The 25,104-nt window shown below is 64.6% G+C and carries 25 protein-coding genes and 1 pseudogene; 11 read left to right on the top strand and 15 right to left on the bottom strand.

From position 1 onward, the window contains the following. Nucleotides 1-3: 3 nt before the first annotated feature. Entirely contained in the window at nucleotides 4-687 is a 684-nt protein-coding gene (locus RFM98_RS01190; protein ID WP_320307121.1) for a response regulator, read from the bottom strand. A gap of 209 nt (nucleotides 688-896) precedes the next feature. On the opposite strand from RFM98_RS01190, the gene RFM98_RS01185 reads away from it, so the two are divergent. From RFM98_RS01185 to RFM98_RS01175, 3 genes are read left to right on the top strand one after another with little or no spacing between them, the layout of a single operon-like run. Continuing rightward, nucleotides 897-1,595 carry a fumarylacetoacetate hydrolase family protein gene (locus RFM98_RS01185; protein WP_320307120.1) on the top strand — a complete coding sequence of 233 codons (699 nt, stop codon included), beginning with the start codon at nucleotides 897-899 and terminating at the stop codon, nucleotides 1,593-1,595. Next, complete coding sequence (gene maiA, locus RFM98_RS01180) at nucleotides 1,592-2,242, top strand: maleylacetoacetate isomerase (RefSeq protein ID WP_320307119.1); 651 nt, start codon at nucleotides 1,592-1,594, stop codon at nucleotides 2,240-2,242. The genes RFM98_RS01185 and maiA overlap by 4 nt, the downstream gene beginning before the upstream one ends. A gap of 18 nt (nucleotides 2,243-2,260) precedes the next feature. Then, entirely contained in the window at nucleotides 2,261-3,304 is a 1,044-nt protein-coding gene (locus tag RFM98_RS01175) for a zinc-dependent alcohol dehydrogenase family protein (RefSeq protein WP_320307118.1), read from the top strand. A gap of 4 nt (nucleotides 3,305-3,308) precedes the next feature. Here the strand turns inward: RFM98_RS01175 and RFM98_RS01170 are convergent, their stop codons facing one another. Next, entirely contained in the window at nucleotides 3,309-4,172 is an 864-nt protein-coding gene (locus RFM98_RS01170; protein ID WP_320307117.1) for a DMT family transporter, read from the bottom strand. 102 nt (nucleotides 4,173-4,274) lie between these two features. On the opposite strand from RFM98_RS01170, the gene RFM98_RS01165 reads away from it, so the two are divergent. Beyond that, nucleotides 4,275-5,708: an aminotransferase-like domain-containing protein gene (locus RFM98_RS01165; RefSeq protein ID WP_320307116.1), complete on the top strand. Its 1,434-nt coding sequence runs from the start codon at nucleotides 4,275-4,277 to the stop codon at nucleotides 5,706-5,708. Nucleotides 5,709-5,726: 18 nt separating this feature from the next. On the opposite strand, the gene RFM98_RS01160 is transcribed toward RFM98_RS01165, so the two are convergent. The 3 genes from RFM98_RS01160 to RFM98_RS01150 all read right to left on the bottom strand — a co-directional run bounded on the left by RFM98_RS01160 (nucleotide 5,727) and on the right by RFM98_RS01150 (nucleotide 8,282). Then, complete coding sequence (locus RFM98_RS01160; protein ID WP_320307534.1) at nucleotides 5,727-6,218, bottom strand: MaoC family dehydratase; 492 nt, start codon at nucleotides 6,216-6,218, stop codon at nucleotides 5,727-5,729. 180 nt (nucleotides 6,219-6,398) lie between these two features. Continuing rightward, nucleotides 6,399-6,827, bottom strand: coding sequence for a phasin family protein (locus RFM98_RS01155; protein WP_320307115.1), 429 nt, complete (start codon nucleotides 6,825-6,827; stop codon nucleotides 6,399-6,401). Between the two features lie 159 nt (nucleotides 6,828-6,986). Beyond that, nucleotides 6,987-8,282, bottom strand: coding sequence for a DUF445 domain-containing protein (locus RFM98_RS01150; RefSeq protein ID WP_320307114.1), 1,296 nt, complete (start codon nucleotides 8,280-8,282; stop codon nucleotides 6,987-6,989). 210 nt (nucleotides 8,283-8,492) lie between these two features. Here RFM98_RS01150 and rirA point away from each other — a divergent pair, with 210 nt between their 5' ends. Then, complete coding sequence (gene rirA / locus RFM98_RS01145; RefSeq protein ID WP_320307113.1) at nucleotides 8,493-8,954, top strand: iron-responsive transcriptional regulator RirA; 462 nt, start codon at nucleotides 8,493-8,495, stop codon at nucleotides 8,952-8,954. Nucleotides 8,955-9,191: 237 nt separating this feature from the next. On the opposite strand, the pseudogene RFM98_RS01140 reads toward rirA, so the two are convergent. From RFM98_RS01140 to hemP, 5 genes and pseudogenes are all read right to left on the bottom strand, one after another. Beyond that, nucleotides 9,192-9,305 (bottom strand): annotated as a pseudogene (locus RFM98_RS01140) (heme ABC transporter ATP-binding protein); the annotation flags it as partial. Further along, on the bottom strand, nucleotides 9,290-10,399 hold the full coding sequence (locus RFM98_RS01135) for a FecCD family ABC transporter permease (RefSeq protein ID WP_320307112.1): 1,110 nt from the start codon (nucleotides 10,397-10,399) through the stop codon (nucleotides 9,290-9,292). The pseudogene RFM98_RS01140 and the gene RFM98_RS01135, both read right to left, overlap by 16 nt. 6 nt (nucleotides 10,400-10,405) lie before the next feature. Next, nucleotides 10,406-11,299 (bottom strand): heme/hemin ABC transporter substrate-binding protein, encoded by an 894-nt coding sequence (locus tag RFM98_RS01130; RefSeq protein WP_320307111.1) that lies wholly within the window; start codon nucleotides 11,297-11,299, stop codon nucleotides 10,406-10,408. A 10-nt stretch (nucleotides 11,300-11,309) separates the two neighbouring features. Then, a complete protein-coding gene (locus tag RFM98_RS01125; RefSeq protein ID WP_320307110.1) occupies nucleotides 11,310-12,371 on the bottom strand; it encodes a hemin-degrading factor in 1,062 nt (353 codons plus the stop codon). 53 nt (nucleotides 12,372-12,424) lie between these two features. After that, nucleotides 12,425-12,631 (bottom strand): hemin uptake protein HemP, encoded by a 207-nt coding sequence (gene hemP / locus RFM98_RS01120; RefSeq protein ID WP_320213659.1) that lies wholly within the window; start codon nucleotides 12,629-12,631, stop codon nucleotides 12,425-12,427. A 188-nt stretch (nucleotides 12,632-12,819) separates the two neighbouring features. On the opposite strand from hemP, the gene RFM98_RS01115 reads away from it, so the two are divergent. The 4 genes from RFM98_RS01115 (at nucleotide 12,820) to hmuQ (ending at nucleotide 16,746) form a co-directional block, all read left to right on the top strand. Next, entirely contained in the window at nucleotides 12,820-15,036 is a 2,217-nt protein-coding gene (locus tag RFM98_RS01115; protein WP_430682234.1) for a TonB-dependent hemoglobin/transferrin/lactoferrin family receptor, read from the top strand. Nucleotides 15,037-15,039: 3 nt separating this feature from the next. Then, complete coding sequence (locus tag RFM98_RS01110; RefSeq protein WP_320307108.1) at nucleotides 15,040-15,288, top strand: hypothetical protein; 249 nt, start codon at nucleotides 15,040-15,042, stop codon at nucleotides 15,286-15,288. A 128-nt stretch (nucleotides 15,289-15,416) separates the two neighbouring features. Next, nucleotides 15,417-16,367, top strand: coding sequence for an energy transducer TonB family protein (locus RFM98_RS01105; RefSeq protein WP_320307107.1), 951 nt, complete (start codon nucleotides 15,417-15,419; stop codon nucleotides 16,365-16,367). 64 nt (nucleotides 16,368-16,431) lie between these two features. Continuing rightward, entirely contained in the window at nucleotides 16,432-16,746 is a 315-nt protein-coding gene (gene hmuQ, locus RFM98_RS01100; RefSeq protein WP_320213664.1) for a heme-degrading protein HmuQ, read from the top strand. 34 nt (nucleotides 16,747-16,780) lie between these two features. On the opposite strand, the gene putA is transcribed toward hmuQ, so the two are convergent. Continuing rightward, nucleotides 16,781-20,389, bottom strand: a complete 3,609-nt coding sequence (gene putA, locus RFM98_RS01095) for a bifunctional proline dehydrogenase/L-glutamate gamma-semialdehyde dehydrogenase PutA (RefSeq protein ID WP_320307106.1) — start codon at nucleotides 20,387-20,389, stop codon at nucleotides 16,781-16,783. Nucleotides 20,390-20,553: 164 nt separating this feature from the next. On the opposite strand from putA, the gene RFM98_RS01090 reads away from it, so the two are divergent. Beyond that, on the top strand, nucleotides 20,554-21,006 hold the full coding sequence (locus RFM98_RS01090) for an Lrp/AsnC family transcriptional regulator (RefSeq protein ID WP_320213666.1): 453 nt from the start codon (nucleotides 20,554-20,556) through the stop codon (nucleotides 21,004-21,006). On the opposite strand, the gene RFM98_RS01085 is transcribed toward RFM98_RS01090, so the two are convergent. The 3 genes from RFM98_RS01085 to RFM98_RS01075 are packed head-to-tail and all read right to left on the bottom strand — an operon-like array spanning nucleotide 20,993 to nucleotide 22,837. Further along, complete coding sequence (locus tag RFM98_RS01085) at nucleotides 20,993-21,181, bottom strand: hypothetical protein (protein ID WP_320307105.1); 189 nt, start codon at nucleotides 21,179-21,181, stop codon at nucleotides 20,993-20,995. The two genes, RFM98_RS01090 and RFM98_RS01085, sit on opposite strands and share 14 nt — an antisense overlap. After that, a complete protein-coding gene (locus RFM98_RS01080) occupies nucleotides 21,178-22,386 on the bottom strand; it encodes a cytochrome-c peroxidase (RefSeq protein ID WP_320307104.1) in 1,209 nt (402 codons plus the stop codon). Before RFM98_RS01080 ends, RFM98_RS01085 begins: the two co-directional genes overlap by 4 nt. Nucleotides 22,387-22,393: 7 nt before the next feature. Beyond that, complete coding sequence (locus RFM98_RS01075) at nucleotides 22,394-22,837, bottom strand: FixH family protein (RefSeq protein WP_320307103.1); 444 nt, start codon at nucleotides 22,835-22,837, stop codon at nucleotides 22,394-22,396. Between the two features lie 158 nt (nucleotides 22,838-22,995). Here RFM98_RS01075 and RFM98_RS01070 point away from each other — a divergent pair, with 158 nt between their 5' ends. Next, nucleotides 22,996-23,913, top strand: a complete 918-nt coding sequence (locus RFM98_RS01070; protein WP_320307102.1) for a sugar kinase — start codon at nucleotides 22,996-22,998, stop codon at nucleotides 23,911-23,913. Between the two features lie 108 nt (nucleotides 23,914-24,021). Here the strand turns inward: RFM98_RS01070 and RFM98_RS01065 are convergent, their stop codons facing one another. Continuing rightward, on the bottom strand, nucleotides 24,022-25,047 hold the full coding sequence (locus RFM98_RS01065; protein ID WP_320307101.1) for an aldose epimerase family protein: 1,026 nt from the start codon (nucleotides 25,045-25,047) through the stop codon (nucleotides 24,022-24,024). Between the last annotated feature and the right edge of the window lie 57 nt (nucleotides 25,048-25,104).

The following is a 25,104-nucleotide window of genomic DNA, read 5'->3' as shown; positions in this document are numbered from 1 at the left end:
GCGTCAAAACCCCGCCTGATCCCTGAACAGCTCCGCGTTGTCGAGCTTCGAAACTTCGATCACCGCTTGCGTGCGACTATACACATTGAGCTTGCGCAGGATCTCCGAGACATGCGCCTTGACGGTCGTCTCGCCCACTTGCAGCTCGTAGGCGATCTGCTTGTTGAGCATGCCCTGGCGCAGCATCTGCAGCACCCTGAGCTGCTGTGGCGTCAGCTTAGCCAGGCGCTGTACCATGTCGGCGCGGTCGGTGCTGTCGGGATCCGGCGGCTGGCCCTCATAGTTTTCCGGCACATAGACCGCGCCATCCATCACCGAGCGGATGGCGGCGGCAAGGTCGCTCTTCCTCGCCGATTTCGGGATGAAGCCGGCGGCGCCATAGGACAGCGCCTCGGAAATGATCTTCGGTTCCTCGTAGCCGGACACGATCACCACCGGCAGCCGCGGATAGCGGGTCCTGAGCTGTAAGAGCCCCTCGAAGCCGTGCACGTCGGGCATGTTCAGATCGAGCAGCGCGAGATCGAACGGCTTTGCCTCAGCGAGAAGCTCGATCGCCTCGGTGATGGAACGCGCCTCGACCGTATCGACATCCGGATAGGCCATCTGCACGGCGCTGTGCAGCGCCTCGCGAAACAGCGGATGATCGTCGATGATCAGGAAGCGGGCGCGATCGTTGACGGCGGTCATTGCACAGGTTCAGGCATCGGTTCGGTTTCGGTGGCTAGAGGATAGTCCCGTGACCATGTTCAGCTTATTGGCAAATAGTATATCGCCCAATGGTACAAGGCATTGGCATTGAAACGACAGGGCAAATGAGCGCGGAGCCGTCCGGTCTTGCCCACCCGCCAAAATCGGCCGAAGGTGCGGGCGATTCATGCCGACATAGAGAAAAGTCCATGCCAGAATTTGTCCTTCCGCCGCCAGCGATTGCCTCGGTCGCCATTGCCGGTTCGGCGGAACGGTTTGCAGTGCGCCGCATCTTCTGCGTCGGCCGCAATTACGCGGCGCACGCGCGCGAGCTTGGCAATGACGAGCGCGACCCGCCCTTCTTCTTTACCAAGCCCGCCGACGCGGTGGTCGACAGCGGCGCCGATATCCCCTACCCGCCGCTTACCTCGAACCTGCACCACGAGATCGAGATGGTCGCCGCCATCGGCAAGGCCGGCTTCCGTGTTCCGCGAGCCGATGCGCTCGCCCATGTCTGGGGCTATGGCGTCGGCGTCGACCTGACGCGTCGCGACCTGCAGGATCAGGCCAAGAAGGCGGCGCGTCCCTGGGATTGGTCGAAAGCGTTCGACCAATCCGCGCCTTGCGGTCCGCTGGTTCCGGCCGCGAAAGCAGGTCATCCGGAAAAAGGCCGCATCTGGCTTGCGGTCAACGGCGCGGTGAAACAGGACGGCGACCTTGCCGAGCTGATCTGGCCGATCGCCGACATCGTCTCGATCTGCAGCGAGGCGGTCGAGCTACAGCCCGGCGACCTGATCTTCACTGGCACGCCGGCCGGCGTCGGCGCGGTCCAGGCCGGCGACAAAATCACCGGCGGCGTCGACGGCATCGGCGCCGTCGAGGTCACCATCGGGCAGCCGAGGCGATGAGCGATCTCGTCCTCCACAACTACTACCGCTCCTCGACCTCATACCGGGTGCGGATCGCGCTTGCGATGAAAGAGCTGGACTACACCTATGTGCCGCATCATCTGCGCCACGGAGAGCATCTCGAGCCCGCCTATCTCGCGGTCAATCCGCAGGGTCTGGTGCCGGCGCTGGTTCTGGACGACGGCAGGTTGCTGACCCAATCACTCGCGATCATCGAATATCTCGACGAGATCCAGCCAGAGCCGCCGCTGCTGCCCAGGGACGCGCTGGGCCGCGCTCGGGTCCGGATGCTGGCGCAGATGATCGCCTGCGACATCCACCCGGTGAACAATCTGCGCGTGCTGATCTCGCTGCGCACTTTGTTCGGGGCCGGCGACGAGGATGTCGTCAACTGGTTCCGGCATTGGGTGAACGAAGGCTTCCAGCCACTTGAAAAGATTCTGGCCTCGTCGCCCGAGACCGGCACGTTTTGCCATGGCGACGCACCGGGCCTTGCCGATATCTGCCTCGCCGCCCAGGTCACCAACAACGCCCGCTTCGGCGTCGACATGGCGCCCTATCCGGTAATCTCGCGCATCAACGCCGCCTGCATGGCGCTGCCGGCCTTCCAAAAGGCTGCGCCGCAGAACCAGATCGATGCCGAATAACATATTGAAGGACTCCCCATGAAAGCTGTCGTCTTCGAAAAATTTGGTGAGGCACCAACGATCCAGACCGTGCCCGATCCGAAACCGGCGGCCGACGGTGTCGTCATCAAGGTCGAGGCTACCGGTCTTTGCCGCAGCGACTGGCATGGCTGGATGGGCCATGACGACGGCATCACCTTGCCGCACGTCCCCGGACATGAGTTGGCGGGTGTCGTCGTCGCCGCCGGCAAGCAGGTCAGCCGCTGGAAGGCCGGCGATCGCGTCACGGTCCCCTTCGCCGTCGGCTGCGGCCGCTGCTTCGAATGCACCTCCGGCAACCATCAGGTCTGCGAGCACCAGTCGCAGCCTGGTTTCACCGGCTGGGGCTCGTTCGCCGAATATGTCGGCATCGAGCATGCCGACACCAATCTCGTGCGCCTGCCCGAAGAGATGGAATTCGCCACCGCCGCCAGCCTCGGCTGTCGCTTCGTCACCTCCTTCCGCGCCATCGTCGACCAGGGCCGGGTGACGCCCGGCGAGTGGGTGGCGGTGCATGGCTGCGGCGGCGTCGGCCTCTCGGCGGTGATGATCGCCAGCGCCATGGGCGCCAACGTCATCGCCATCGACCTCACCGACGAAAAGCTGGAATTCGCCAGGAAGATCGGCGCGGTGGCGACGATCAACGCCTCGACGACGCCCAACGTGGTCAAGACGGTCAAGCAGATCTCCAATGGCGGCGCGCATATGTCGATGGACGCGCTCGGCCACCCGACGACCTCGTTCAACTCGATCGCCAACCTGCGCCGGCGCGGCCGCCACGTTCAGGTCGGGCTGATGCTGGCCGAGCATGCCCGCCCGCAAGTGCCGATGGACAAGGTTATCGCCTTCGAGCTCGAAATCCTCGGCAGCCACGGCATGCAGGCCTACCGCTACTCCGCGATGATGGACATGATCCGCACCGGCAAGCTCAAGCCTGAGCTGTTGGTCGGCAAGAAAATCAGCCTCGAGGAGGCGCCGGCTGCGCTGATGGCGATGGGCGGTTTCGAAGGCATCGGCATCGGCGTCGTCACGAAATTCCAGTAGGGGCCTATCGCGCGAACTTCTTCGCCCCGAACACGCAGGCGACCACGCCCAACGTCACGACCACCATCATCGGGCTGACCTGCTCGTGCAGCAGGCTCGCCGCCAGCGCCAGGCCGAAGAAGGGCTGGAGAAGCTGCAACTGCCCGACGGCGGCGATGCCGCCTTGCGCGAGGCCGCGATACCAGAACACGAAGCCGATCAGCATGCTGAACAGCGAGACATAGGCTAGGCCGATCCACGCGCCTGAGCCGACGCCGGCGAAGGATGGCGGCAGCGTCGCAAGGGTCAGCGCCAGCATGACCGGCAGCGCCAGCACCAGCGCCCAGCAGATCACCTGCCAGCCGCCGAGGCGGCGCGACAGCTTGGCTCCTTCGGCGTAGCCCAGTCCGCAGACGATGATGGCAGCCAGCATCAAGCTGTCGCCGACCGGCGAAGCGGTCACGCCTTGCGACAGGGCAAAGCCCGCCACGAGCGCGCTGCCGATGCAGGAGAACAGCCAGAAGGCCGGACGGGGACGATCGCCGCCGCACAGCACGCCGAAGACCGCGGTCGCCAGCGGCAACAATCCGACGAAAATGATGGAATGCGCCGAGGTGACATGCTTCAGCGCCAGCGCCGTCAGCAACGGGAAGCCGACAACGACACCCAGCGCAACGACGACGAGCGAAACCAGATCCCCTCGCTCCGGACGCTTCTCGCGGAACAGCAACAGCATCGCGATCCCCAGAAGGCCGGCGATAGCCGCCCTAGCCGACGTCAGGAAGGTCGGGTCGAAATCCATCACCGCCACCCGCGTCGCCGGCAGCGACCCGCTGAAGATCAGCACCCCGATGAAGCCGCTGAGCCAGCCGTCAAAACTCTTTTCCATCATCTGCTCCGTTTGCGCTTCCGTACCGGGGCAGGTCATGGCATTACCAGAGACAATGAGGTACAATTCTATAAAACTGTAATGGTCCGCGGGAGAGTACAGATGGACGCACCGGGCCCAAATGCCAGCGGCGCAACCCTGGTCGAAACCGTCATGGCGGCAATCCGCCAGCGGATCGCGGCGCGCATGCTGACGCCCGGAGCCCGCCTGCCGTCAATACGAGCCATGGCCAAATCCATGCAGGTTTCGAAATCGACCGTGGTCGAAGCCTATGAGCGCCTCGCGGCGGAAGGCACCATCCGTTCGCGCCCGGGCTCGGGTTTCTACGCCGCCGGCCAGCTTGCGCCGTTGTCGCTGGCCGAGATCGGCCCTCGGCTCGACCGGGCCATCGACCCGCTCTGGGTGTCGCGGCAGTCGCTCGAGGCCGGCGAGGAGATGTTGAAGCCCGGCTGCGGCTGGCTGCCGGCTTCCTGGATGCCGCAGGCCGCCTTGCGCCGCGCCTTGCGAACCGCTGCTCGCGCCGACGATGTCGCGCTCGCCGACTATGGCACGCCGCTTGGCCTGCCGCCGCTTCGTCAATTGCTGGCGCGGCGCATGGCCGAGCATGGCGTCGAAGCCTCGCCCGACCAGATCATGCTGACGGATTGCGGCACCCAGGCCATCGACCTTCTGTGCCGCTTCCTGCTCGAGCCCGGCGATGCGGTTCTGGTCGACGATCCCTGCTATTTCAATTTTCACGCGCTGCTGCGCGCCCATCAGGCCAAGGTGGTCGGCGTTACTGTCACGCCTTCGGGGCCGGATATCGAACTCTTCGCCGAGGCGCTCGCCGAGCATCGGCCTCGCCTCTACATCACCAATTCCGGCATTCACAATCCGACCGGCGCGATCCTGTCGCCGGTGACCGCGCATCGGCTGCTGAAACTCGCCGACCAGGCGGAACTCACCATCGTCGAGGACGATATCTTCGCCGACTTCGAACATGCCCCTGCCCCAAGGCTCGCGGCCTTCGACGGGCTGCAGCGCGTCGTCCAGATCGGCTCCTTCTCCAAGACGTTGTCGGCCTCGGTACGCTGCGGCTTCATCGCCGCGCCCCGCGACTGGATGGAAGGCCTGACCGATCTCAAGATCGCCACGACCTTCGGCGGCGGGCGACTGTCTGCGGAGCTTGTGCTGACGCTGTTGAAAGACGGCAGCTACCGCAAGCATGTCGAACAGCTGCGCACCCGCCTGTCGCGCGCCATGGCCGAGACCGCCGGCAGGCTGAAAACGATGGGCATCGCACCCTGGATCGACCAGCCCGCCGGCATGTTCCTGTGGTGCCGGCTGCCCGACGGCATCGACGCCGCCGATGTCGCCCGCCATGCGCTCTCGGACAATGTCGTGCTGGCGCCCGGCAATGCCTTCAGCCTGTCGCATAGCGCCGGCCGCTTCATGCGCTTCAACGTCGCCCAGTGCGGGGATCAGCGCATCTTCAGGGTGCTTGAGAAAGCGATGACGGTATCCCGCCGCAAAGCCACCACTCTCGGCTCGGCCTGAGCCGAATCCCGGCAGAACCTAGGCCCGTTTGCGGCGCTCATACATCATCACCAGCGTCTCTGCCGTCAGCGCCGGCTTCTGCTCGCCTTCGATCTCGACGGTGTTGGCGGCTTTCATCAGATACTGGCCGGGGCCGCGATCTTCCATGGAAAGCAGCGTGGTACGCAGCCTGATGCGCGCGCCGGCTTTCACCGGCGCCAGGAAGCGCACCTTGTCGAAGCCGTAGTTGAAGGCCGCCTGCGTGTTTTCCGGCACGATGCCCATCTCGAGCGCCAACGCGCCGATGATCGACAAAGTCAGATAGCCATGCGCGATCGTGGTGCGGAACGGGCTCTGCCGTTTTGCCCGCTCGGGATCGACATGGATCCACTGGTGGTCGCCCGTGCACTCGGCGAACTGGTCGATGCGCAGCTGGTCGACCGTCGTCCAGTCCGACACGCCGAGCTCCTGCCCGGACATCGTGCGCAACTGTTCGAAGGTCGGCGGCGTCCTCCGCCGTGTTTCCGTCATTCCGGCTTTCCCATCACTCATGCCCGTCTCCCGACCATGAAGCGGCAGCCTCTGTCAATTCGCGGCTCCGCGATTTTCGCCGGTAGAGTTGATGCTTATACGGCAAGCCGAGAACGCGCCCGCGCTTGGACCGGTTGCATCGCATGTCAGTCGATGGTGGATCCGAAATCGCCGAATGACCTATTTCTTTTCATAACCGGCCCGGATTTCCGCCATTGCGTCCCTGATCCGGTCGCGCAGGATTTCGACCGATTCGGTGCTGGATTTCCGCACAAGGTCAGCCACTTCGCTGGCATTCTTCAGCGTTGTCTCGAACGACCTGCGGGCAAATTCGGCCTGCTTGGTCATCAGGTCCTGCGGATTGCCGGGCGTCTGGTAGTTCTGCGCCATACGGGTGATCTCGTGCATGGCATTCTGCACCATCTCATGCTGCCTCGCCAGCACCGAGGATGCCCCTGCAGCACTTGCCCTCGCCGATCTTTCCAGGGCTTCGAGGTTCTTGCGGTGGTGATCGAGGATCGGCTGGATATCGACATTCGGCAGCTTGAGGTCGCGGCCGAACCTGCTGAACATGTCGAGGAACGAGTCGGAATCCGGTTGTTTTGCCATGCTCTGCCTCCCATTTTGCCGCTTTTGCGGCGCCCTCAAGAGCAATTCCAGGAAAACGGTTTCCGTCCGGAATTGCGTAAAACAAAGAGATAGAGCGGTTCGTCGTTTCCATGGGACGGTGACCCGCTCCAGGGGAGAATAGTGCGCGTTGGGCTGGCGTCAATTGACGAGAAACATCCGCTCCGCCGTATAGAGCGCCAGGCCGGCAAACCCGCCGATCACCATGCCGTTGAAACGGATATATTGCAGGTCCTTGCCGATGTTCGTCTCGATCAGCCGCGTCAGTTGCCCCAGGTCCCAGCGCTTGACCTGATCGGCGATGAATTTCGACACCCCGCTCTTCTGGCTCTCGACGAACGAGGCCAGCGCCACGACAAAACCCTGGTTCATGTCGGCCCTGATCTGAGCGTCGTCGGCCAGATGCCGGCCAACCTCGACGAACATGTTGGCGAGGTGGTCGCGGATCGTCGAGTTCGGCGCATTGACGTCCTGCTCGATGAACAGGCGCAGGCTTGTCCACGCATCGCCGGCCAGTGCCCTCACCTCCGGACGACCGAGAAAATCGCGCTTCAGCTTCTCGGCGCGCCTTGCATATTGCTTCGAGGTCCTGAGCCGCTCGATGAAGCCTAGCGCAAAACGGTCGAATTCGGCGCGCATCGGGTGATCGGGATCGGCCCTGACCTCATCGAGCAACGAACCCGCCGAAGCGACGATCTTCTTCAAGAGATAGGCATCGGCGCGAAACAGGTTGAACAGCGACGGCAATTCCTCACGGATCTTTTCGCGCATGGTCGCGAGCGCCTGCTCGTCGTTGAGGAAACGTCCGACGACCCTGGTGAATTCGTCGAACAGCTTCTGGTGACGGCGATCGTCGGTCAGCGCCGACAAAAGGTCGGCGGCTAAAGGCGCCAGCGGCACCTTTTCGATCTGCTCCAGCATACGGCTGGTGACGAAGTCGCGCAGGCCGGATTGCTCCACCGCCGTCAGCGTCTGCGGCACCAGCCGCGCGACGAATCGCGACAGGCCGGCGGCGCGTTCGGCATCGGCCAGCCAGTCGGCGACCAGAGCGGCGAAGTCGACCTCGGCAAGCTTTTCGCGCACCGGCTCCGGCGCCAGGAAATTGGCCTCGATGAAGCGGCCGAGATTGTCGGCGATGCGGTGCTGGTTCTCCGGAATGATCGCGGTGTGCGGGATCGGCAGCCCGAGCGGCCGCCTGAACAGCGCCACCACGGCATACCAGTCGGCGATACCGCCAATGGTCGCCGCCTCCGCGAAAGCCGCGACAAAGCCGAGCCAAGAATGGCTGCCCTGGAAGGACTTGGCGAGCGCGAAGACGAGGATGCAGAGGGCGAGCGCCGCTGCGGCGACGAATTTGGTCCGCCGCAATGCCGCGAGCTTCGCCTTCGCGTCGGCGTCGAATCGAACCGGCGCAAGGGCCGGAGCTGACTGTGACATGGAAAGGCCGTTCCCTGTTTGCACCTGCACTTATCTAGTACCTGCGCCGGCGAAACGCTCGCCCGAAGCGCAGGAGCCATATCGGGCCGCCATACGCGCCGGCATGCACAAAAAGTTGACACGATTATTCAGCTATGTGGCGGACCAGTCTGGAATTGTTCCAAACTATGGGCCATATTCGGCTCAAGCTAATATTTTCGCGAGGATACCATGCGGCTCACGCGCCAGACCAATTATGCGATGCGCATCCTAATGTATTGCGCCGCTAACACCGAAAGGCTGAGCCGCATCCCCGAGATCGCCGCCGCCTATTCGGTTTCGGAGCTGTTCCTGTTCAAGATCCTGCAGCCGCTGGTCGAGGCCGGCCTGGTCGAGACCGTTCGCGGCCGCAATGGCGGCGTGCGCCTCGGCCGTGCGGCGGAGCAGATCAGCCTGTTCGATGTCGTACGCGTCACCGAAGAGAGCTTCGCCATGGCCGAGTGCTTCGAAAACGACGCGGCGGAATGCCCGCTGGTCGACAGCTGCGCCCTGAATTCGGCGTTGCGCGAGGCGCTCAACGCCTTCTTCGCCGTGCTTTCCCGCCACACGATCGCCGACCTCGTCGCCGCTCGTCCGAACGTGCGCCATCTGCTCGGCATCGACCTCCTGGAGCAGCGCGCTCCGGCGGCGTGAGCGCGCCCATGACTTCGTCATTCTAGGGCGGAGCAAGAAGCGCAGCGACGCGCGCAGACCCTAGAATCCATGCCGTGACGTTCGTGCGCCGCAATGATGCAGAGCTGGCGACCGTAAGCGGCAGCGCTTCTTCTGGATCGCTGCAGTCTTCGGTTGATGTAACGGAATGGATCCTCGGGTCTCCGCTCCCGCTCCGCCCGTGGATGACGAAGGCGAGAACCGTCCACAGCAGCAGGCCTAAGCGGCCGATTGCGGTAACACGAACGGCATATTCTTGGCCGGCAGCGCGCCGACCTTCAGGCGGCAGTCGAACACCCTCTCGATCAACTCGTCATTCAACACGTCTTGCGGTCGACGATGCCGCGCTTGCGCAGCAGGATCCACAGGAAGAACGGCGCGCCGGCGACCGCAGTGACGATGCCGATCGGCAGCTCGGCCGGCGCGACGATGGTGCGGGCGACCGCGTCGGCGAGCAGCAGCAGCGATGAACCGAGCAACGCCGACGCCGGCAGCAGGTAGCGATTGTCCGGGCCGATCGCCAGGCGCAGGACATGCGGCACGACGATGCCGATGAATCCGATCCCGCCGCTGACCGCGACCGAAGCACCGACCGCCGCCGACACCGCGACGATGGCGGTGTATTTCAGCCGCTGAACCGGAATGCCGAGATGGCCCGCGGTCGCCTCCCCAAGTGCCAGCGCGTTGAGGCCACGCGACAGGAACGGCATCGCCGACAGCGCCAGCACGATTACCGGTCCGACGGTGCCGATCTTCGGCCAGGTTGCCCCGGCAAGCGAGCCGAGCTGCCAGAAGGTCAGGTCGCGCAATTGCCGGTCATCGGCCATGAAGATGAGGACGCCGGTCAGCGCCATGGCAAGAGCGCTGATGGCGATGCCGGCGAGCAGCATCGTGGCGACCGACGTCCGCCCCTGGCGCGTGGCGATGGCATAAAGCAGCAACGTCACCGCCAGACCGCCGAAGAATGCCGCCAGCGGCAGCGCGAGCGTGCCGAGCGCGAGCGTGACAGGCGCAAGCCATGTGGTGCCGAGCACGATGATTGCCACCGCGCCGAGGCTGGAGCCGGCCGAAACACCGATCAGGCCGGGATCGGCAAGCGGATTGCGGAACAGCCCTTGCATCACCGCGCCGCAGACGGCGAGCGCGGCGCCGATGAGCACGCCCAGCAGCACGCGCGGCATGCGGATGTCGTAGACAATCAGCTGGTCGCGCGCCGCAAGCGCCGCGTCGGCATGCATGGCGCCCGTGAACCAGTCGCGGATGACGCGGACGGCCGACGCATCGGACGCGCCCGACGTCAGCGACAGGAACACGCAAAGCGCGAGCGCCAGGCACAAAAGCAGGATGACAGACCTTGCCCGTGCCGAGCGGTCGCCATCGGCTGCCATCGCCCTGCCCGCCACCCCGCCGATAGATTGTTCGGCCATCGTCGCTCAGTCCGTGACCCGGTTGCCGTAGAGCGCGACGGCGAGATCGTGGATGGCTTCGGCCGTGCGCGGCCCAAAGCCAAGCAGATAGCCGCCGTCCATGCTGATGACCTTGCGGGCTGCGCCCGCCGGCGTCGAAGCGATCGACGGGTTGGCGAACAGCTCATCCTCCGAGATCGGCGGCCCGGCATTCTTCATGGTCAGGATCACGTCCGGCCTGGCGGTGACGATAGCCTCGTCAGACATCTGCTTGTAGCCGGAGAAACCTTCGACCGCGTTGACCGCGCCGGCAAGCTTGACGATGCCGTCGCCGGCCGTATCGCTGCCCGCGGCAAGGATCTTGCCGCCCTGTGCCGACAACACGAACAGGATACGCTTGCGCTCCTTGATCGACGCCGTCTGCGTTTCCGCCGCCGTCAGCTTCGCATCCATCTCGGCTGCCAGCTTCTCGGCCTTGGAGTCGACGCCCAGCGCCTTGCCGACGATGCGGATCTTTTCGATTATGCCTTCGTGGCTGTAGTGTTCGGGCACCTCGATGAAAGGCACGCTCGACTTCTTCAGCACGTCGACCGCTTCCTTCGGGCCGCTGCCGTGCAACACCAGGATTCCGGTCGGATTGACCGACAGCACACCCTCCGGCGACAACGCACGCATATAGCCGACATCGGGAAGCTTCAGTGCCTCCTTCGGATAGTGGCTCGTCGTATCGCGGGCGACGAGATGCCCCTCCTCGCCGAGCGCGTAGACGATCTCGGTGATCGAGCCGCCAATCGAGGCAATGCGCGAAGTGTCGGAGAAGACGGCCTCACCATCGTTAGCCCCGGCGGGCAGCGCCGTGAAAGCGAGCAAGGCACCGAGCATCGGCGCAAGCGCCGCGCGACAACGGAAAACAACACCCATTGGTCTCGCCTTATGCTGCGGTCGGATTGGGAATGCGGGGCAGGTTCTCGGCCAGAGAGCGCCAATCTTCGCGCTCGCTTTCGCCTTCATGGCGCTTGCCGAAGAACTGGATGATCATCCCGCCATTGGCGTCATAAGCCTCGAGCGAGGTGACATGGCCGTCCTTGGTCGGCTTGCGCACCGCCCAGACTTCGTGGACGCGATCGGTCCTCAGATGCAGATGGAAAGTCTCGTCGAGCACATTGATCCACGGTCCCATCGGCTTAACCGACTTGATCGGGCCGGAGTGGATCTGGATGCAGCCGCGGTTGCCGACGAAGCACATGATCGGCATCTCGCCTTCCGCGGCGCGGTGGAACATGGCGCTCACCGCGTCACGGTCGAGCAGCCAGGCATAGTCCTGGCCGACCATGCGCACCGCCTCGCGGCGGCTGAGCTTCAGCGTCTTCAGCATGCCGAAGAACTGATGCACGTCGGTGAGCCGGCTCCAGCGGTCGCGCAGATCGTCGATCGTCGCGGCCGACGCCTGGGCCTCACCCTCTCCTTCCGCGGCGCTTGGGAGGATCGCGACGGTCGGCTCCTGGTTCGACGATTCGAGGCTCGCCACCAGTTTTTGGTAGGCATAGAGGTTCGATGCCGGCCGTAGATGCACCTTGTGCACGGCCTCGCCCGCCGCGTCGAAGAACTGCAGGCTGCGGCGGATGTCGCTGCCGTCGCGTTTCTCGACGGCAAAGCCATGCGCCCAGACTTTCGGGAAGATGCGCAGGTCGATGTTTTCGCCCAGCACCATGGCGTTGTGATTGCCGGTGACGACCTTGTCGTAGACGCCGGTCTTTTCGTGCACGGCGCTTTCGTTGCGGGTCAGCGCCATCACCTCGCCGACCGCCTCGAGGCCGGTCAGCAGGTCGTTGACGCGCGGCCCGACGCGGACAGTGCCGACGCCGCAATACGCCGCGACCAGTTCCGCTTCCGAAACACCCAATTGAGCGGCGAGATCGCGCTCCCGCATTTTCGGATTGTCCTGCCTTGCCCGCCGGATCTCTTCCGGCGACGGCTTAACGCGCTGGTCCATGTCGTCCACCTGTGATGCCTGATCTCTACTCGTCTACCGCCTGCCGGCGCCGATCACTTGTTGAGGATCAGCTTGCCCTGGCGGGTGATCTTCAGGCGGTAAAGCGCGCCATGATGCTCGATCCCGATCTCGTGCTCACCCTGGAACAACATGTTGCTGGACAGCGTCCTCACCGCCATCGGCAGCCTTTCGTAGCGCATCTGCGCGTCGTCCGAACGGCGGGCGCGATAGCGGAAATCGTTGGGATTGTGCGTGTTCATCCGGTCGGTCCCTTTGCTCTGCCGGCCATCTGCCGGCTGCCTCGATTCAATTCTTGACTCGAATAGTCATGTTTACTAGTCACTGCATTACCGGACTAAATGAGTCAACATCTAAGATGCCGGACGTGATCAAAATTGCGAGCGAGCCACCGGCCAGCCAGCTACGAGCCTGAATTTGGAGTCGGGGCATGGGGTTGGTGACTTGGGGACGGACGGGCCTGGCGGGCGATAGCGCGGGTCCGGGCTTCCGATCGATTGCAATGGCAATCGCCGTATTGATGGCCGGAGCGGCGGCGATAGCACTCGGCGCACCGGCCGCACAAGCGCAGCAGGCCGCGGAGCCGGCGGCCAATCAGCGGGTCGATCAAACGAAGAAAACAGACGAGAAGGCTTCCGGCGACGAAACCCTTCTCGACAAGATCCTCGTCATCAGCCGCACCGGCGAAACAGCAATCCAGTCGCTGGCTTCCGCCAGCCATGTGGACCAGGAACAGCTCGACCGCCGCATGGCGACAACGCCGAACGAGATGCTGCTCGGCGTGCCCGGCGTCACCGTCCAGGCCGATGCGCGGCGCGTCAGCTCCAGCATCAACATCCGCGGCCTGCAGGATTTCGGCCGCGTCGCCGTGATCGTCGACGGCGCCCGCCAGGATTTCCAGCGTTCCGACCACGGCACACAGTCGACCTTCTATGTCGATCCCGAGCTCATCAAATCGGTCGACGTCATCCGCGGCCCGGTCGCCAACACCTACGGCTCCGGCGCCATCGGCGGCGTCGTCTTCTTTGACACCAAGGACGCAGAGGATTTCCTCAAGCCGCGGGAGACCTGGGCCGGGTCGCTGGCCGGGCGCTATGAAAGCAACGGCAAGGGCTGGACCACCAGCGCCACCGGCGCTTACCGGATCAACGAGAACTGGGATGTTCTCGGCAACATCGTCTATCGCGACTACGGCGACTACAAGAACGGTGGCGGCGACACCGTTGCCGGCACCGGTTTCGATGTGCTGAGCAGTCTGCTCAAGACCACCATCCGCCCGACCGAAAACAGCGAATTGAAGCTCGGTTGGGTCGGTTCCAGCGATGGATGGACGGAGACCAGCGGCAGCATGCCGGCCAACGATGTCGACCTGAAGTCGAACACCTTCACGGCCCGCTACAACATCACCGACGAGGCCAAGAGCTGGCTCGACCTCCACATCAACGCCTCCTACAACAAGACGGATCTCGACCTGACGACGCTTGTCCCGCAGAAGCGCTTCGATCCGGTCACGGGATTGCCCGTGGTGCTGCCGGTCGGCTCGCTGTCCACATTCGATGTCGGCACGACCGGCATCGACATCTGGAACACGTCACGCTTCGAGACCGCCGGCATCGCGCATGAACTGACCTATGGCGGCGATTGGGTCGGCGACGATGTCGAGACCGGCGGCACGGCCGGCGGAGACAGCTTCTACACGCCGTCAGGCAAGCGTAACGTCTCCGGTGCCTACGTCCAGGACAAGCTGACCTGGGAATGGCTCGAGGTCATCGCCGGCCTGCGCTACGACAATTACAGCCTGAAGGATTCCGAGCGCGAGACGTCCGGCGACCGGATTTCGCCGCGCATCACGGTCGGTATCTCGCCCTTTGAAAGCGCCGGTCTGGCGGGCCTGCAATTCTATGGCACCTATGCGGAAGGCTATCGCTCGCCCTCGCTGACGGAGACGCTGATCAGCGGCAACCATCCGGCCGGCGTCAGCTTCCCGTTCCTGCCCAACCCGAACCTCAAGCCCGAGACCGGCAAGACCGTCGAGTTCGGTGTCAACTACAAGCAAAACGACATCATCGAGGGCGGCGACGCGCTGCGGCTCAAGGCCGCCTATTTCAACAACAATGTCGACGACTATATCGACGGCGTGACGCTCTCGCCTTTCGACCCGACCAGCGGCTGCCCGTTCGGCCCCGGCATTCCGATCTGCTTCCAGTACCAGAACTTCGCCAAGGCCAAGATCGACGGCTTCGAGCTGGAAAGCGTCTACGACGCCGGTTGGGGTTATGCCGGGCTGTCGGCCTCGATCATCAACGGCCACACCATCTCCAACGAAGGCGAGCGGGCCGATCTGGCCACCATCCCCTCCTCGCAGGTGACGGCGCAGCTTGGCTTGCGCTTTCTCGAGGACAAGCTGACCGTCGGCGGCGAAGTGCAGTACAACGGCAAGCCCAAGGGCAATGCGGTGGCCAAGGACTTCACGCTGGTCAACGCCTTCGCCAGCTACCAGGCGACCGACAATCTCAAGCTCGACTTCCGCGCCGACAATCTGTTCGACGTCAAATACGCCAACCCGCTCAACGGAAGCACGACCGCCGTCCTCTACGAACCCGGCGTCACGCTGAAGCTTGCGGCAACCATGCGTTTCGGAGGCTGAGGAATGACCGACTTGACGACATTGCTTCGCCTCCTGACCTCGGCGCTCGCGATGTCGCTCGGCCTGGCGCCGGCGTGGGCCCAGTCCGCGCCGGCTCCTGCCCCAGGTCCGGCCCAGGTCACCGTGCTCGGTTTCTCAAGCCGCGTGCTGATCAACAGCGCGACCGAATGCGCCGGCACCGGCATCGAGCCGGCGGCGTGCATGCGCGCGTTGAAGAGTTCGACCAAGACCGCGATCGCTTTCGGCGTGTAGAGGTGAGATTGCATCCGGCTTTCCGGCAAGACGCCTTGGCGTGGCCTGCCGCCGGTCTGCCGCCAGGGGCGGCAACCGATCTTGATTTGACAAGTCCCTATCGTGCGCGGCAGGTCTCGGCGCGAGACATGCAGGACATCAATCACCCCTCTGACGCGGGCAGCGAACTGGCGGTCACGCCGGCCGAACAGCTCGTGCAGCCGCGGCAAACGGCGCAAGTCCGCAAATGGCCGGTGGCGATTGCCGTCTCCGGCTTGCTCCATGCCGCCGCCGCGGCGGCGTTTTTCATCGCGCCCGCGGCGTCATTCGACTCCGCAGACGCGATAAGGGCCGAGGGCGCCGACCAGTCCGGCGCCAACGTCATCGGCAGCGCCTTGGATGATCAGGCGTCCGGCGCGGTGGATGTTACTTTGGTGCCGGATCCGCAACCGGCAAAACGCCAGGCCGCGCAGCCCGCTCCGCCAGCCGAGGCGCCACAACCGGCAAGTGAAAAGGTGACGCCTCAGCCTGTGCCGGAAGCCGTCAAGGAGCCCACCCCTACGCCGGATATCCTGGCGGCCGCCACACCGCGCCAGGACGATCAGCGTGTCCCCGTGGAGAGCAAACCTACGCCCGCGATCGAGCCGCAAAGTGCTGAAGCGACCCCCGCCGAGCCAGAACAGCCGCCGACCACGAGCGCGCCAGCCGCATCGGCAGGGTCAAGCCAAACCATTGAAACTGGAGGCACGGCGGATGGCGATGCGCGCGACGCATCTGTCGTCGCCAGCAAGGGCAAGAAGCAGGCCGCCGGCAATGCCCTGGAATCCCGCTACAGCGGTGAAATCCAGAAGAAGCTTGCCCGTGCCAACCGTCGCGTTTCGAAATCGATCCAGGCCAAGGCTCGCAACAATGCCAGGGTGGTTTTCGTCGTCGCGGCCGACGGCAGCGTCAGCGACCTGCAGCTCGCTGAAAGTTCAGGATCCGCCGAGCTCGATCAGTTCGCTTTGACGCTGGTGCGCAAGCAGGCACCGTTCCCTCCCATTCCACCCGAGACCGGAAAATCAAGTTGGGTGTTCAAGGCGCGGATCGGCCCTTTTTGAGGCGTTCGTCCCGCGTTTGAAGCCATCCTGAACGTCAGAATTCATCCATTTCGAAAGGAAGCCAATGTATATCGCCATGAACCGCTTCAAGGTCCAGAACGGCTCGGAAGAAGCCTTCGAGGACGTCTGGAGGAACCGCGACTCCAGCCTTTCCGAAATGCAGGGCTTCAAGGAGTTCCACCTGCTGCGCGGTCCAGTCAACGAGACGGAAGGCTATACGCTCTTCGCCTCGCACACGGTCTGGGCAAGCCAGGAGGATTTTGTCGCCTGGACGAAGTCAGAGAATTTCCGCGCCGCACATCGCAACGCCGGCGGCTCGAAGGTCCACTATCTCGGCCACCCGCAATTCGAGGGCTTTTCGGTCGTAGAAGGCGCCTGAAACGCGCCTCCGATAACGAGATCGCCCGAGTTGGCTAAGCGGCGGCCAGCAGGCTGGCGTTGCCTCCGGCCGCCGTAATGTCGACGCAGACCGCGCGCTCATGCGCATAAGCGGCTGGATTGAGCACTTCGCTGACCAGCGGCACGATCGGCCCGGCGCGTTCGGCAATCACCTTGCGCACGATTCGCGCCGCCTCCGGCGTGCCGGAGAAGGCGACGACATCGACGCGCAGCGAACGCGCCTCGACCGGGTCGGGCCGGCCATCGATGGCCGCGAGCGGCAGGCCCTTGCCGGTCAGCGCCGACAGCGCCGCCGGCGCGCCCGGCGCCACTGCCAGCACGGCATTGCCGGCCGCGAGTGCCTGGATCGTCTGGGAAAGCAACGTCTCGGCGTCCGGGCCGAGGCAGAGTACGCGGCCGCGTGGCGACAGCGACAGCGTATTGGCCTCACCGGTCGGTCCAGGCAGGTCGACCTGGCCGAAATCGAGGCTGGCGGCAGCGGCGATCGCCGCCGCGCCCTTGCCGCGCAAATGCTTCCTCAGGATCGCGACGCGATCCGGCCGCGTCGACCAGCCGCCGAGCGTCGGATCCGGCAGATTGTCGGCAAGCTCGGTCGCGGTCACCTTGTGGCCCTCACCAACCTCGGTGCCGGCCTCCGGCCCCTTGCGGAAGCGGCGCAAGTAATGCGGTCCGCCGGCTTTCGGCCCGGTGCCCGAAAGCCCCTCGCCACCGAAAGGCTGCGAGCCGACGACGGCGCCGATCTGGTTGCGGTTAACGTAGATGTTGCCGGCATGGATGCCGTCGACGAAATGCTGGGCACGGCCTTCGATGCGGGTGTGCAGACCGAAGGTCAGGCCGTAGCCCTTGCGGTTGATGGCGGCGATCACCGCGTCGATCTCATCGGCATCGAAGGTCGCGACATGAAGCACCGGGCCGAACACCTCGCGCTCCATCTCCTCGATGCCTTTGACGCGGAAGACATGCGGCGCGACGAAACGGCCGCTTGCCGGCGCTTCGAGCCTGGCGATCAGCCGCCCTTCCTGTCCCTTCTTCTTGCAGTAATCGCTGATCGAAGCTTGCGCCTCGTCGTCGATCACCGGGCCGACGTCGGTCGAGATTGCCCAAGGGTTGCCGACATTGAGCGCTTCCATCGCGCCCTTCAGCATCTCCAGCATCTTCTTCTCGACGTCCTTCTGCACATAGAGCACGCGCAGCGCCGAGCAGCGCTGGCCTGCGCTCTGGAAGGCCGAGGCAAGGATATCGCGCACCGCCTGTTCCGGCAGCGCGGTGGAATCGACGATCATGGCGTTCAAGCCGCCCGTCTCGGCGATCAGCATAGCATCGGGCGCCGCGGTTTCCGCCAGTTGCTTTTCGATCAGCTTGGCGACCTCGGTCGAGCCGGTGAAGCAGACGCCCGCAATGCGCGGGTCGGCGGCGAGCGGTGCGCCGACCGAGGGGCCGTCGCCGGGCAGAAGCTGGATAACGTCCTCCGGCACGCCCGCCTCGCGCAGCATCTCGACGGCGCGGAAGGCGATCAGCGGCGTCTGCTCGGCCGGCTTGGCGATCACCGAGTTGCCGGTGACCAAAGCCGCGGCGATCTGGCCGGTGAAGATGGCCAAAGGGAAATTCCACGGCGAGATGCAGACGATCGCGCCACGCGCTTGCGTACCCGCTTCGGCATTCGCCGCCTCGGCGGCGTAGTAGCGCAGGAAGTCGACCGCCTCGCGCACCTCTGCCACCCCGTCGGCGAGCGACTTGCCGGCTTCGCGTGTGGCAAGGGCGAAGAACTCGACCGCGTTGGCCTCGTAGAGGTCGGCGGCGCGGTTGAGAATCGCGGCGCGCTCGGCAACCGGGCGCTTGGCCCAGGCCGGCTGGGCGTCGACTGCAAAGCGCACGGCGGTCGCCACCTGCTTGGCCGCCGCCTCATGCACCGTGCCGACGACCTCGTCGGGCTTGGCCGGATTGACGATCTGGCGCGGCTTGCCGTAGCCGGCGGCGCGCGTGACCGGCTTGGCGTGCCAGCGATCTGCTCCGGCGAACTCCGCTCTTGCCTTCTCGACGGCCGCGAGCGTCAACGGATCGGTGATGTCGAAGCCCTTGGAATTGCGCCTGCCGGCACCAAAAATCGCGGCGGGACGCGCGATCGCGGGATTGGCGGCGGAACCCTGTGTCTCGACGGCCTCGAGCGGATCGCGCGCGATCTCTTCGGGCTCGACCTCCTCGTCGGTCAACTGATGCACGAAGGAGGAGTTGGCGCCGTTCTCCAGGAGCCGCCGCACCAGATAGGCAAGCAGGTCCGAATGCGCCCCGACCGGCGCATAGATGCGGCAGCGCGTGCCTTCGGCCTTGCGCGCGGTCTCGTGCAGCGCTTCGCCCATGCCATGCAGGCGCTGGAACTCGAAGCTATCGCGATCCTTCGTCATCGACAGGATGGCAGCGACCGTGTGCGCGTTATGCGTGGCGAACTGCGGATAGATGCGGTCGGTCATCGACAGCAGTTTTTTCGCGCAGGCGAGATACGAGACGTCGGTGTTGGCCTTGCGGGTGAACACCGGATAGCCGGACAGCCCGAGCGTCTGCGCGCGCTTGATCTCGGTATCCCAATAGGCGCCCTTCACCAGCCGTACCATGATCCGGCGGTCGTATTTTTTCGCCAGCGCGTAGAGCCAGTCGATGGCGAAGGCCGCGCGCGGGCCGTAAGCCTGGACGACGACGCCGAAACCGTCCCAGCCGGCGAGTTCCGGTTCGGCCAACACCTTCTCGATGACATCGAGCGACAGGTCGAGACGATCGGCCTCCTCGGCGTCGATGTTGAGGCCCATGCGCGAATGCCGCGCGGCAAGCGCCAGCGACAGAAGCCGCTCGGCCATCACCGGCAGCATCTTATCCCGCTGCGCCACCTCGTAGCGCGGATGCAGCGCCGAGAGCTTGACCGAAATGCCATGATTGTAACGGATGTCGGGGCCGTTCGAGCCGGAATCGAGCGAGGAGATCGCGTCCGCATAGGCCCGGTGGTAGCGCAGCGCGTCGGCTTCGGTGCGGGCCGCCTCGCCCAGCATGTCGAAGGAATAAAGATAACCCTTCTGTGTCATCGGCCGGCCGCGCTTGACCGCCTCGGCGATGGTGCGGCCGAGCACGAACTGCTCGCCCATCTCGCGCATCGCCGCCGCCACGGCCTTGCGGATCACCGGCTCGCCAAGCCTGCGCACCATGGCGCGCAGCGTGCCTTCGATGCCGCCCTCGCCTTCGTCGAGCACGCGGCCCGTCAGCATCAGCGCCCAGGTCGAAGCGTTGACGAAAATCGAGCTGGATCCACCCGAATGCGCCGACCAGTCATGCGGCGCGATCTTGTCGGCGATGAGATCATCCATCGTCTCGGTGTCGGGCACGCGCAGCAGCGCTTCGGCTAGGCACATCAGCGCCACGCCTTCCTTGGTCGACAGGCCATAGGCCGACAGAAAAACCTCCATCAGCCTGGGATCGGTCGAGCCGCGCACCGCGCGCACCAGATCGGCGGCGCGGGCCGAAATCGCCTTACGCTCTTCGGCCGAAAGCCCGGCCGCCGCCGACAGGCGCTTCACCGCCTCGTCTTCGTCGGGCAAATAATTGGCGCGGATCTGCTGGCGGATGGCATCGAGCGGCATATCGGGTCCATGAAAGCGAGCGTGAGGAAGCGGTCTGGCGGTCACCGGACCGAATGGCGCAAACTAGCACAGCTGCGAATTTCAGTCGGTCCAAAGAAATCGACAAGATAGTCTGTTTGATCTATCATTTAGGTCGATTTTCCATCGTTTCGACTGCCGTATCGATGACCGAAGACCAATTGGACCGCATCGACCGCAACATCCTGGCCGCCCTTGGGCGCGACGGCCGGCTTTCCATGTCGGAGCTGGCGACCAAGGTCGGCCTATCGAAGACGCCGGTGCAGGCGCGCGTGAGGCGGCTGGAAAAGGACGGGTACATAAGAGGCTACCGCGCCGTCATCGATCGCGAACGCATGGGCGAAGGCCATGTCGCCTTCGTCCAGGTGAAACTGTCGGACACGCGTTCGGCGGCGCTCGATGCCTTCAACCGCGCGGTGCAGGCCGTGCCCGAAATCGAGCAATGCCACATGATGGCGTCGAGCTTCGACTACCTGTTGAAGGTCCGCACCACCGACATCGCCGCCTATCGACGGGTGCTCGGCGAGCGCATCTCGGCCCTGCCCCACGTCGCCCAGACCTCGACCTTCGTGGCGATGGAGACGGTCAAGGATCGCTAGCCGAAGGTTTCTTTGCCGGATCGACTTCGTCTCTGGCCGTTATTGATGCTTCGACAATCGCGAATTCCTCTCGCAAGGCTGCGAATTCGGCAACGAACTCTGGATCCTTGAACCAATCCTTGGCGGCATCTTCAACGAGAATTTTTTCCGGCTCATCGGAGCTTCTTCGCATCATTCCGACAGCGTCTTCAGGAAGGCCACCAGCGCAGCCCGCTCGCGATCGGAGAGGTCAAGCGTGTGGACTTCCGAAACGCCTTCCATGCTCGCCGGCGCTTTCGAGTAATGCGCCACGACCTCATCGAGCGTCGAGAACTGGCCGGCATGCATATAAGGCGGCCGGCTCGCGGCACCGCGCAGTGAAGGCGTCTTGTAGGCGCGCACGATCTGCGGCCCGTCCTTCACCATGAAGCGCAGTTCGCGACAGGCGCTTTCATCGCCGTCGCGGAATTTACCCAAGCAGTTGAATGGATCGGCCTCAAGCTGCGCGACGGCATCGACCCGGCCACGATCCAGTGGCAGGCCGTCGACCGGCGGTACGCCGGTGTTGTGGAAGGAATTGTCGGTGAAGCGCGGGCCGTTGTGGCATGTCACGCAATTGGCCTTGCCGATGAACAGCTTCAACCCGAGGATCTCCTCGGGCGAGAACGCGGCGTCGCCTTGCGGCGCTGCGCCGGTGGCAAGATCGATGGCAAAACGGTCGAAGCGCGTCTGCTGCGGTTCGATCGACCGCTCGAAGGCGGCGATCGCCTTGCCTATATTGGCGAAGACGCGGTTGACGTCCTCTTGCTGGCTGGCTGCCATGGCATTCCACGCCGCCTTCTCGGCGTCGCTGCCGAGCGGGCTGGCATTGGCCGGCACGGTCGAAAGATCGGGCAGCGGCCCGAAGATGCGCTCATAGCGCTCGCCGAACCGCTTCTTGACGTAATGCGCGAAGGCTGCCCGGTTACCTGCCTGCTCCAGCGGAGTTTCAAGCGGCGTCAGCGCCTGCGCCCACAGGCTGTCGCGCCTTCCGTCCCAGAAGAACCACGCATTGCGCGCCACGCCGGCCAGCGGCATGGTGCGCCGGTTGGTGTGGCTGACGCCAACCGCCTGCGGCAGGTCGTCCTGGAACTGGCGGTCGATCTTGTGGCAGGTCGAGCAGGACACCGAGCCGTCGCGGCTCATGCCGACATCGAAGAACAGCGTCGAGCCGAGCGCGGCGGCCGCCGGCACATCCGCATATTGGTTCGTGGTGTCCGCTTTGAGCGAAGGCAGCGTGTTCAGCGCCAGCGACGCGATCGTCTTCTTCTCGGCGTCGCTGAACTGCGGCTCGCCGCAGCCGCCCACCAGGGCGAGAGCGGCCAGGGCCAGCAGGACTGCGACGCTCGCCAGACGCCTCATCGCCCGCTCACAACACGATGTTGAAAACGACGGAATCGGAGCCGGCCGCCGCCGAGATGGCGAAGCGCAGTTGCCACCAGCCGCTCATCGTGAACTTCACGCCGTCGATACGGTAGCGCCCGTCGCCCAGATAATCGGTCGCCTGCGGGCTGGTCGGCAAGCCGTGATCGTGCCGCGGCATGCCGCCTGAAACGGTGATGGCCGCCCCTTCCACCGGCGCGCCGGCGGCGGTCTTCAGCGTCAGCAGCCAGGACTGCAGCTCGCCCTGCCGGACGACGCCGCGCTCCGGCTCGAAGCTCGCGACGAACAGGCCGCCCGCCGTCTTTTTCGAGCGCGAAATGTCCGGACCTGGCGCCGATTGCGGCAGCGTCACATAGACGGCGGCCACGATACCGATCAGCAGGGCAGCCAGACCGAGACCCGCAAGAATGTAACGCCATATCGATGCCAAACCCGTTCCTCTTCGGCTGCTAACGTCACGGGCCGCGTATCGCGTCCCGCCCTGCCTGTGGGAAATCGCTTCTGGCGCAAAATTCGGCCTTCGCCAAGCATGGCGCTGCCTGCTGCAAAAAGCTACAGCAACAAAGTCTTAGGAAGGGATAAGCCCGCATGGCCAATGGTATCGCGTCGATCGGCGAATGCATGCTGGAACTGTCGGGCCAGACCGGTTCGAACTGGCGAATGGGTTTTGCCGGCGACACTTTCAACACACTCTGGGCATTGCACGCGTTGAGCCCGGACCGGCCCGCGACCTATGTATCGGCCTTCGGCGACGACCCCTTCTCGCGCGACCAGATCGCCTTCTTCGCGGAGAACGGCATAGGGATTGGCAACAGTCCGGTCATCGCCGGCGCACGCCCCGGCCTTTACGCCATCACACTCACCGGAGCCGAGCGCGCTTTCACCTATTGGCGAAGCGATGCGGCCGCGCGCCAGCTTGCCTCCGATCCATTGGCGCTGGCGAAAAGCCTTGAAAACCAAGCGCTTGTCTATTTCTCCGGAATCACTCTCGCAATCCTGGACGAGGCCGCGCGGAAGACCTTGCTGACCGCTGTCGCGACCGCCCGCAAGGCCGGCTCGCTCATCGCCTTTGACCCAAACTACCGGCCGCGTCTGTGGCCCAGCCGCGAGGCGGCGCAGGCCGCGATCCTGGAGGCGCTCGCCGTCGCCGACATCGCGCTGCCGACCTTTCCGGATGAGCAGATGCTGTTCGGGGATATGACGCCGCAGGCAACGGCCGAGCGCCTCGGCAAGCTGACCGGCGAGGTCGTGGTCAAGAACGGCGAGCAGCCGGCCTTGATTACGCTGAACGGCGCTTCACAAACCGTTGACGCGGTGCATGTGGCCGCCCCAGTCGACACCACGGGCGCGGGCGATTCCTTCAACGGCGGCTATCTGGCCGCCAGGCTTGCCGGCCATGCACCCGCCGACGCGGCGCGCCGCGCGCATCGCGTCGCCGCCGCGGTTGTTCAGGTTCGCGGCGCGCTGGCTCCATTCGAGACACTCAGAACGGCCTTCGAAAGTTAAACGCTATCGAAGCTTAGTCGCGATTCACTTCAATATCGACAAACTTAATGCATGTCGCCCAGAAGTGAGCAGCGGTTCTGGGACAACGACATGCGTCAAAACTAAGCTTTAAGGCAAACGGAACCGGTACTCGGTCACCTGATGGTAGATCTGACCTGGCCATAGGGTGGCTTGCGGGAAATAGGGCCGGTTCGGCGCGTCCGGCCAGGTCTGCGCCTCGAGGCAGAGGCCCGAAAACGCCTTGTAGCGGTGGCCATCGAGCCCAGGCGATGTCGGCGCCACATACTGGCCGATATAGAGCTGGAGGCCGGGCTCGGTGGTCCAGACTTCCATCTCGACGCCGGAATTGGCGCCTTGCACCCAGGCCGCCTGATGCAGCGGTCCACGGTTGGAGGCCAGGCAGAAATTCAGGTCATAGCGAAGCTGCTCGCCCTCCATTTCCATGCGCAGCGGCCGCGCCTGCCGGAAATCGTAGGGCGTGCCGTCGACCGGCTTCACCACGCCGGTGGGGATCATCTCGTCATCGACGGGCGTATAGGCGCCTGCGTTGAGCATCAGCCTGTGGTCGAGGATGTCGCCGGCCCCGCCATCGTCGAGATTGAAATAGGAATGCTGCGCCAGATTGCACAGCGTCGGCTCCTCGCAGGTCGCGGTCAGCTCCATGCTGAGCGTCCCGGGGATCTTCAGCCGATACGTGCAGGTGACATCGAGCGCGCCGGGAAAGCCCATCGCGCCGTCCGGGTCGTGCAACGTCAGCGTCACGAAATCGCGGCCGTGCAGCGAGACCGCCCACGGCCGGTGGAAATAACCTTCAGAGCCGCCATGCAGCGTATGCTTGCCGAGAAAATTCTGCTCGGTCTGATAGCGCTTGCCGGCGATGGTGAAGCGGCCGCCGCCGATGCGGTTGGCGAAGCGGCCGACGAGCGCGCCGAAGAAGGCCCGGTCGGTCTCGTAGGGTTCGAAACGGTCGTAGCCCAGCACCAGCGGCGCATCGTGGCCGGCAAGGCGCAGATCCTGGACGATGGCGCCGAGGCCGATGATGTTGGCGGTGAGGCCGCCGCCCCGGATTGTAAACCGGCGCACGGCCTCGCCCGCCTGTGTCGTGCCGAAGACCTCGCCGTCTTTCATCGCCATGCCCGAAATGTCATTTCCTGATCCTTGGATTTAGGCCGGCCACGCATCATCCGGCAA

The organism is Mesorhizobium australafricanum (genome assembly GCF_033977265.1).
In the GTDB taxonomy this organism is placed as follows: Bacteria; Pseudomonadota; Alphaproteobacteria; order Rhizobiales; family Rhizobiaceae; genus Mesorhizobium; species Mesorhizobium australafricanum.
This window is presented reverse-complemented; position numbering and strand designations above follow the sequence as displayed.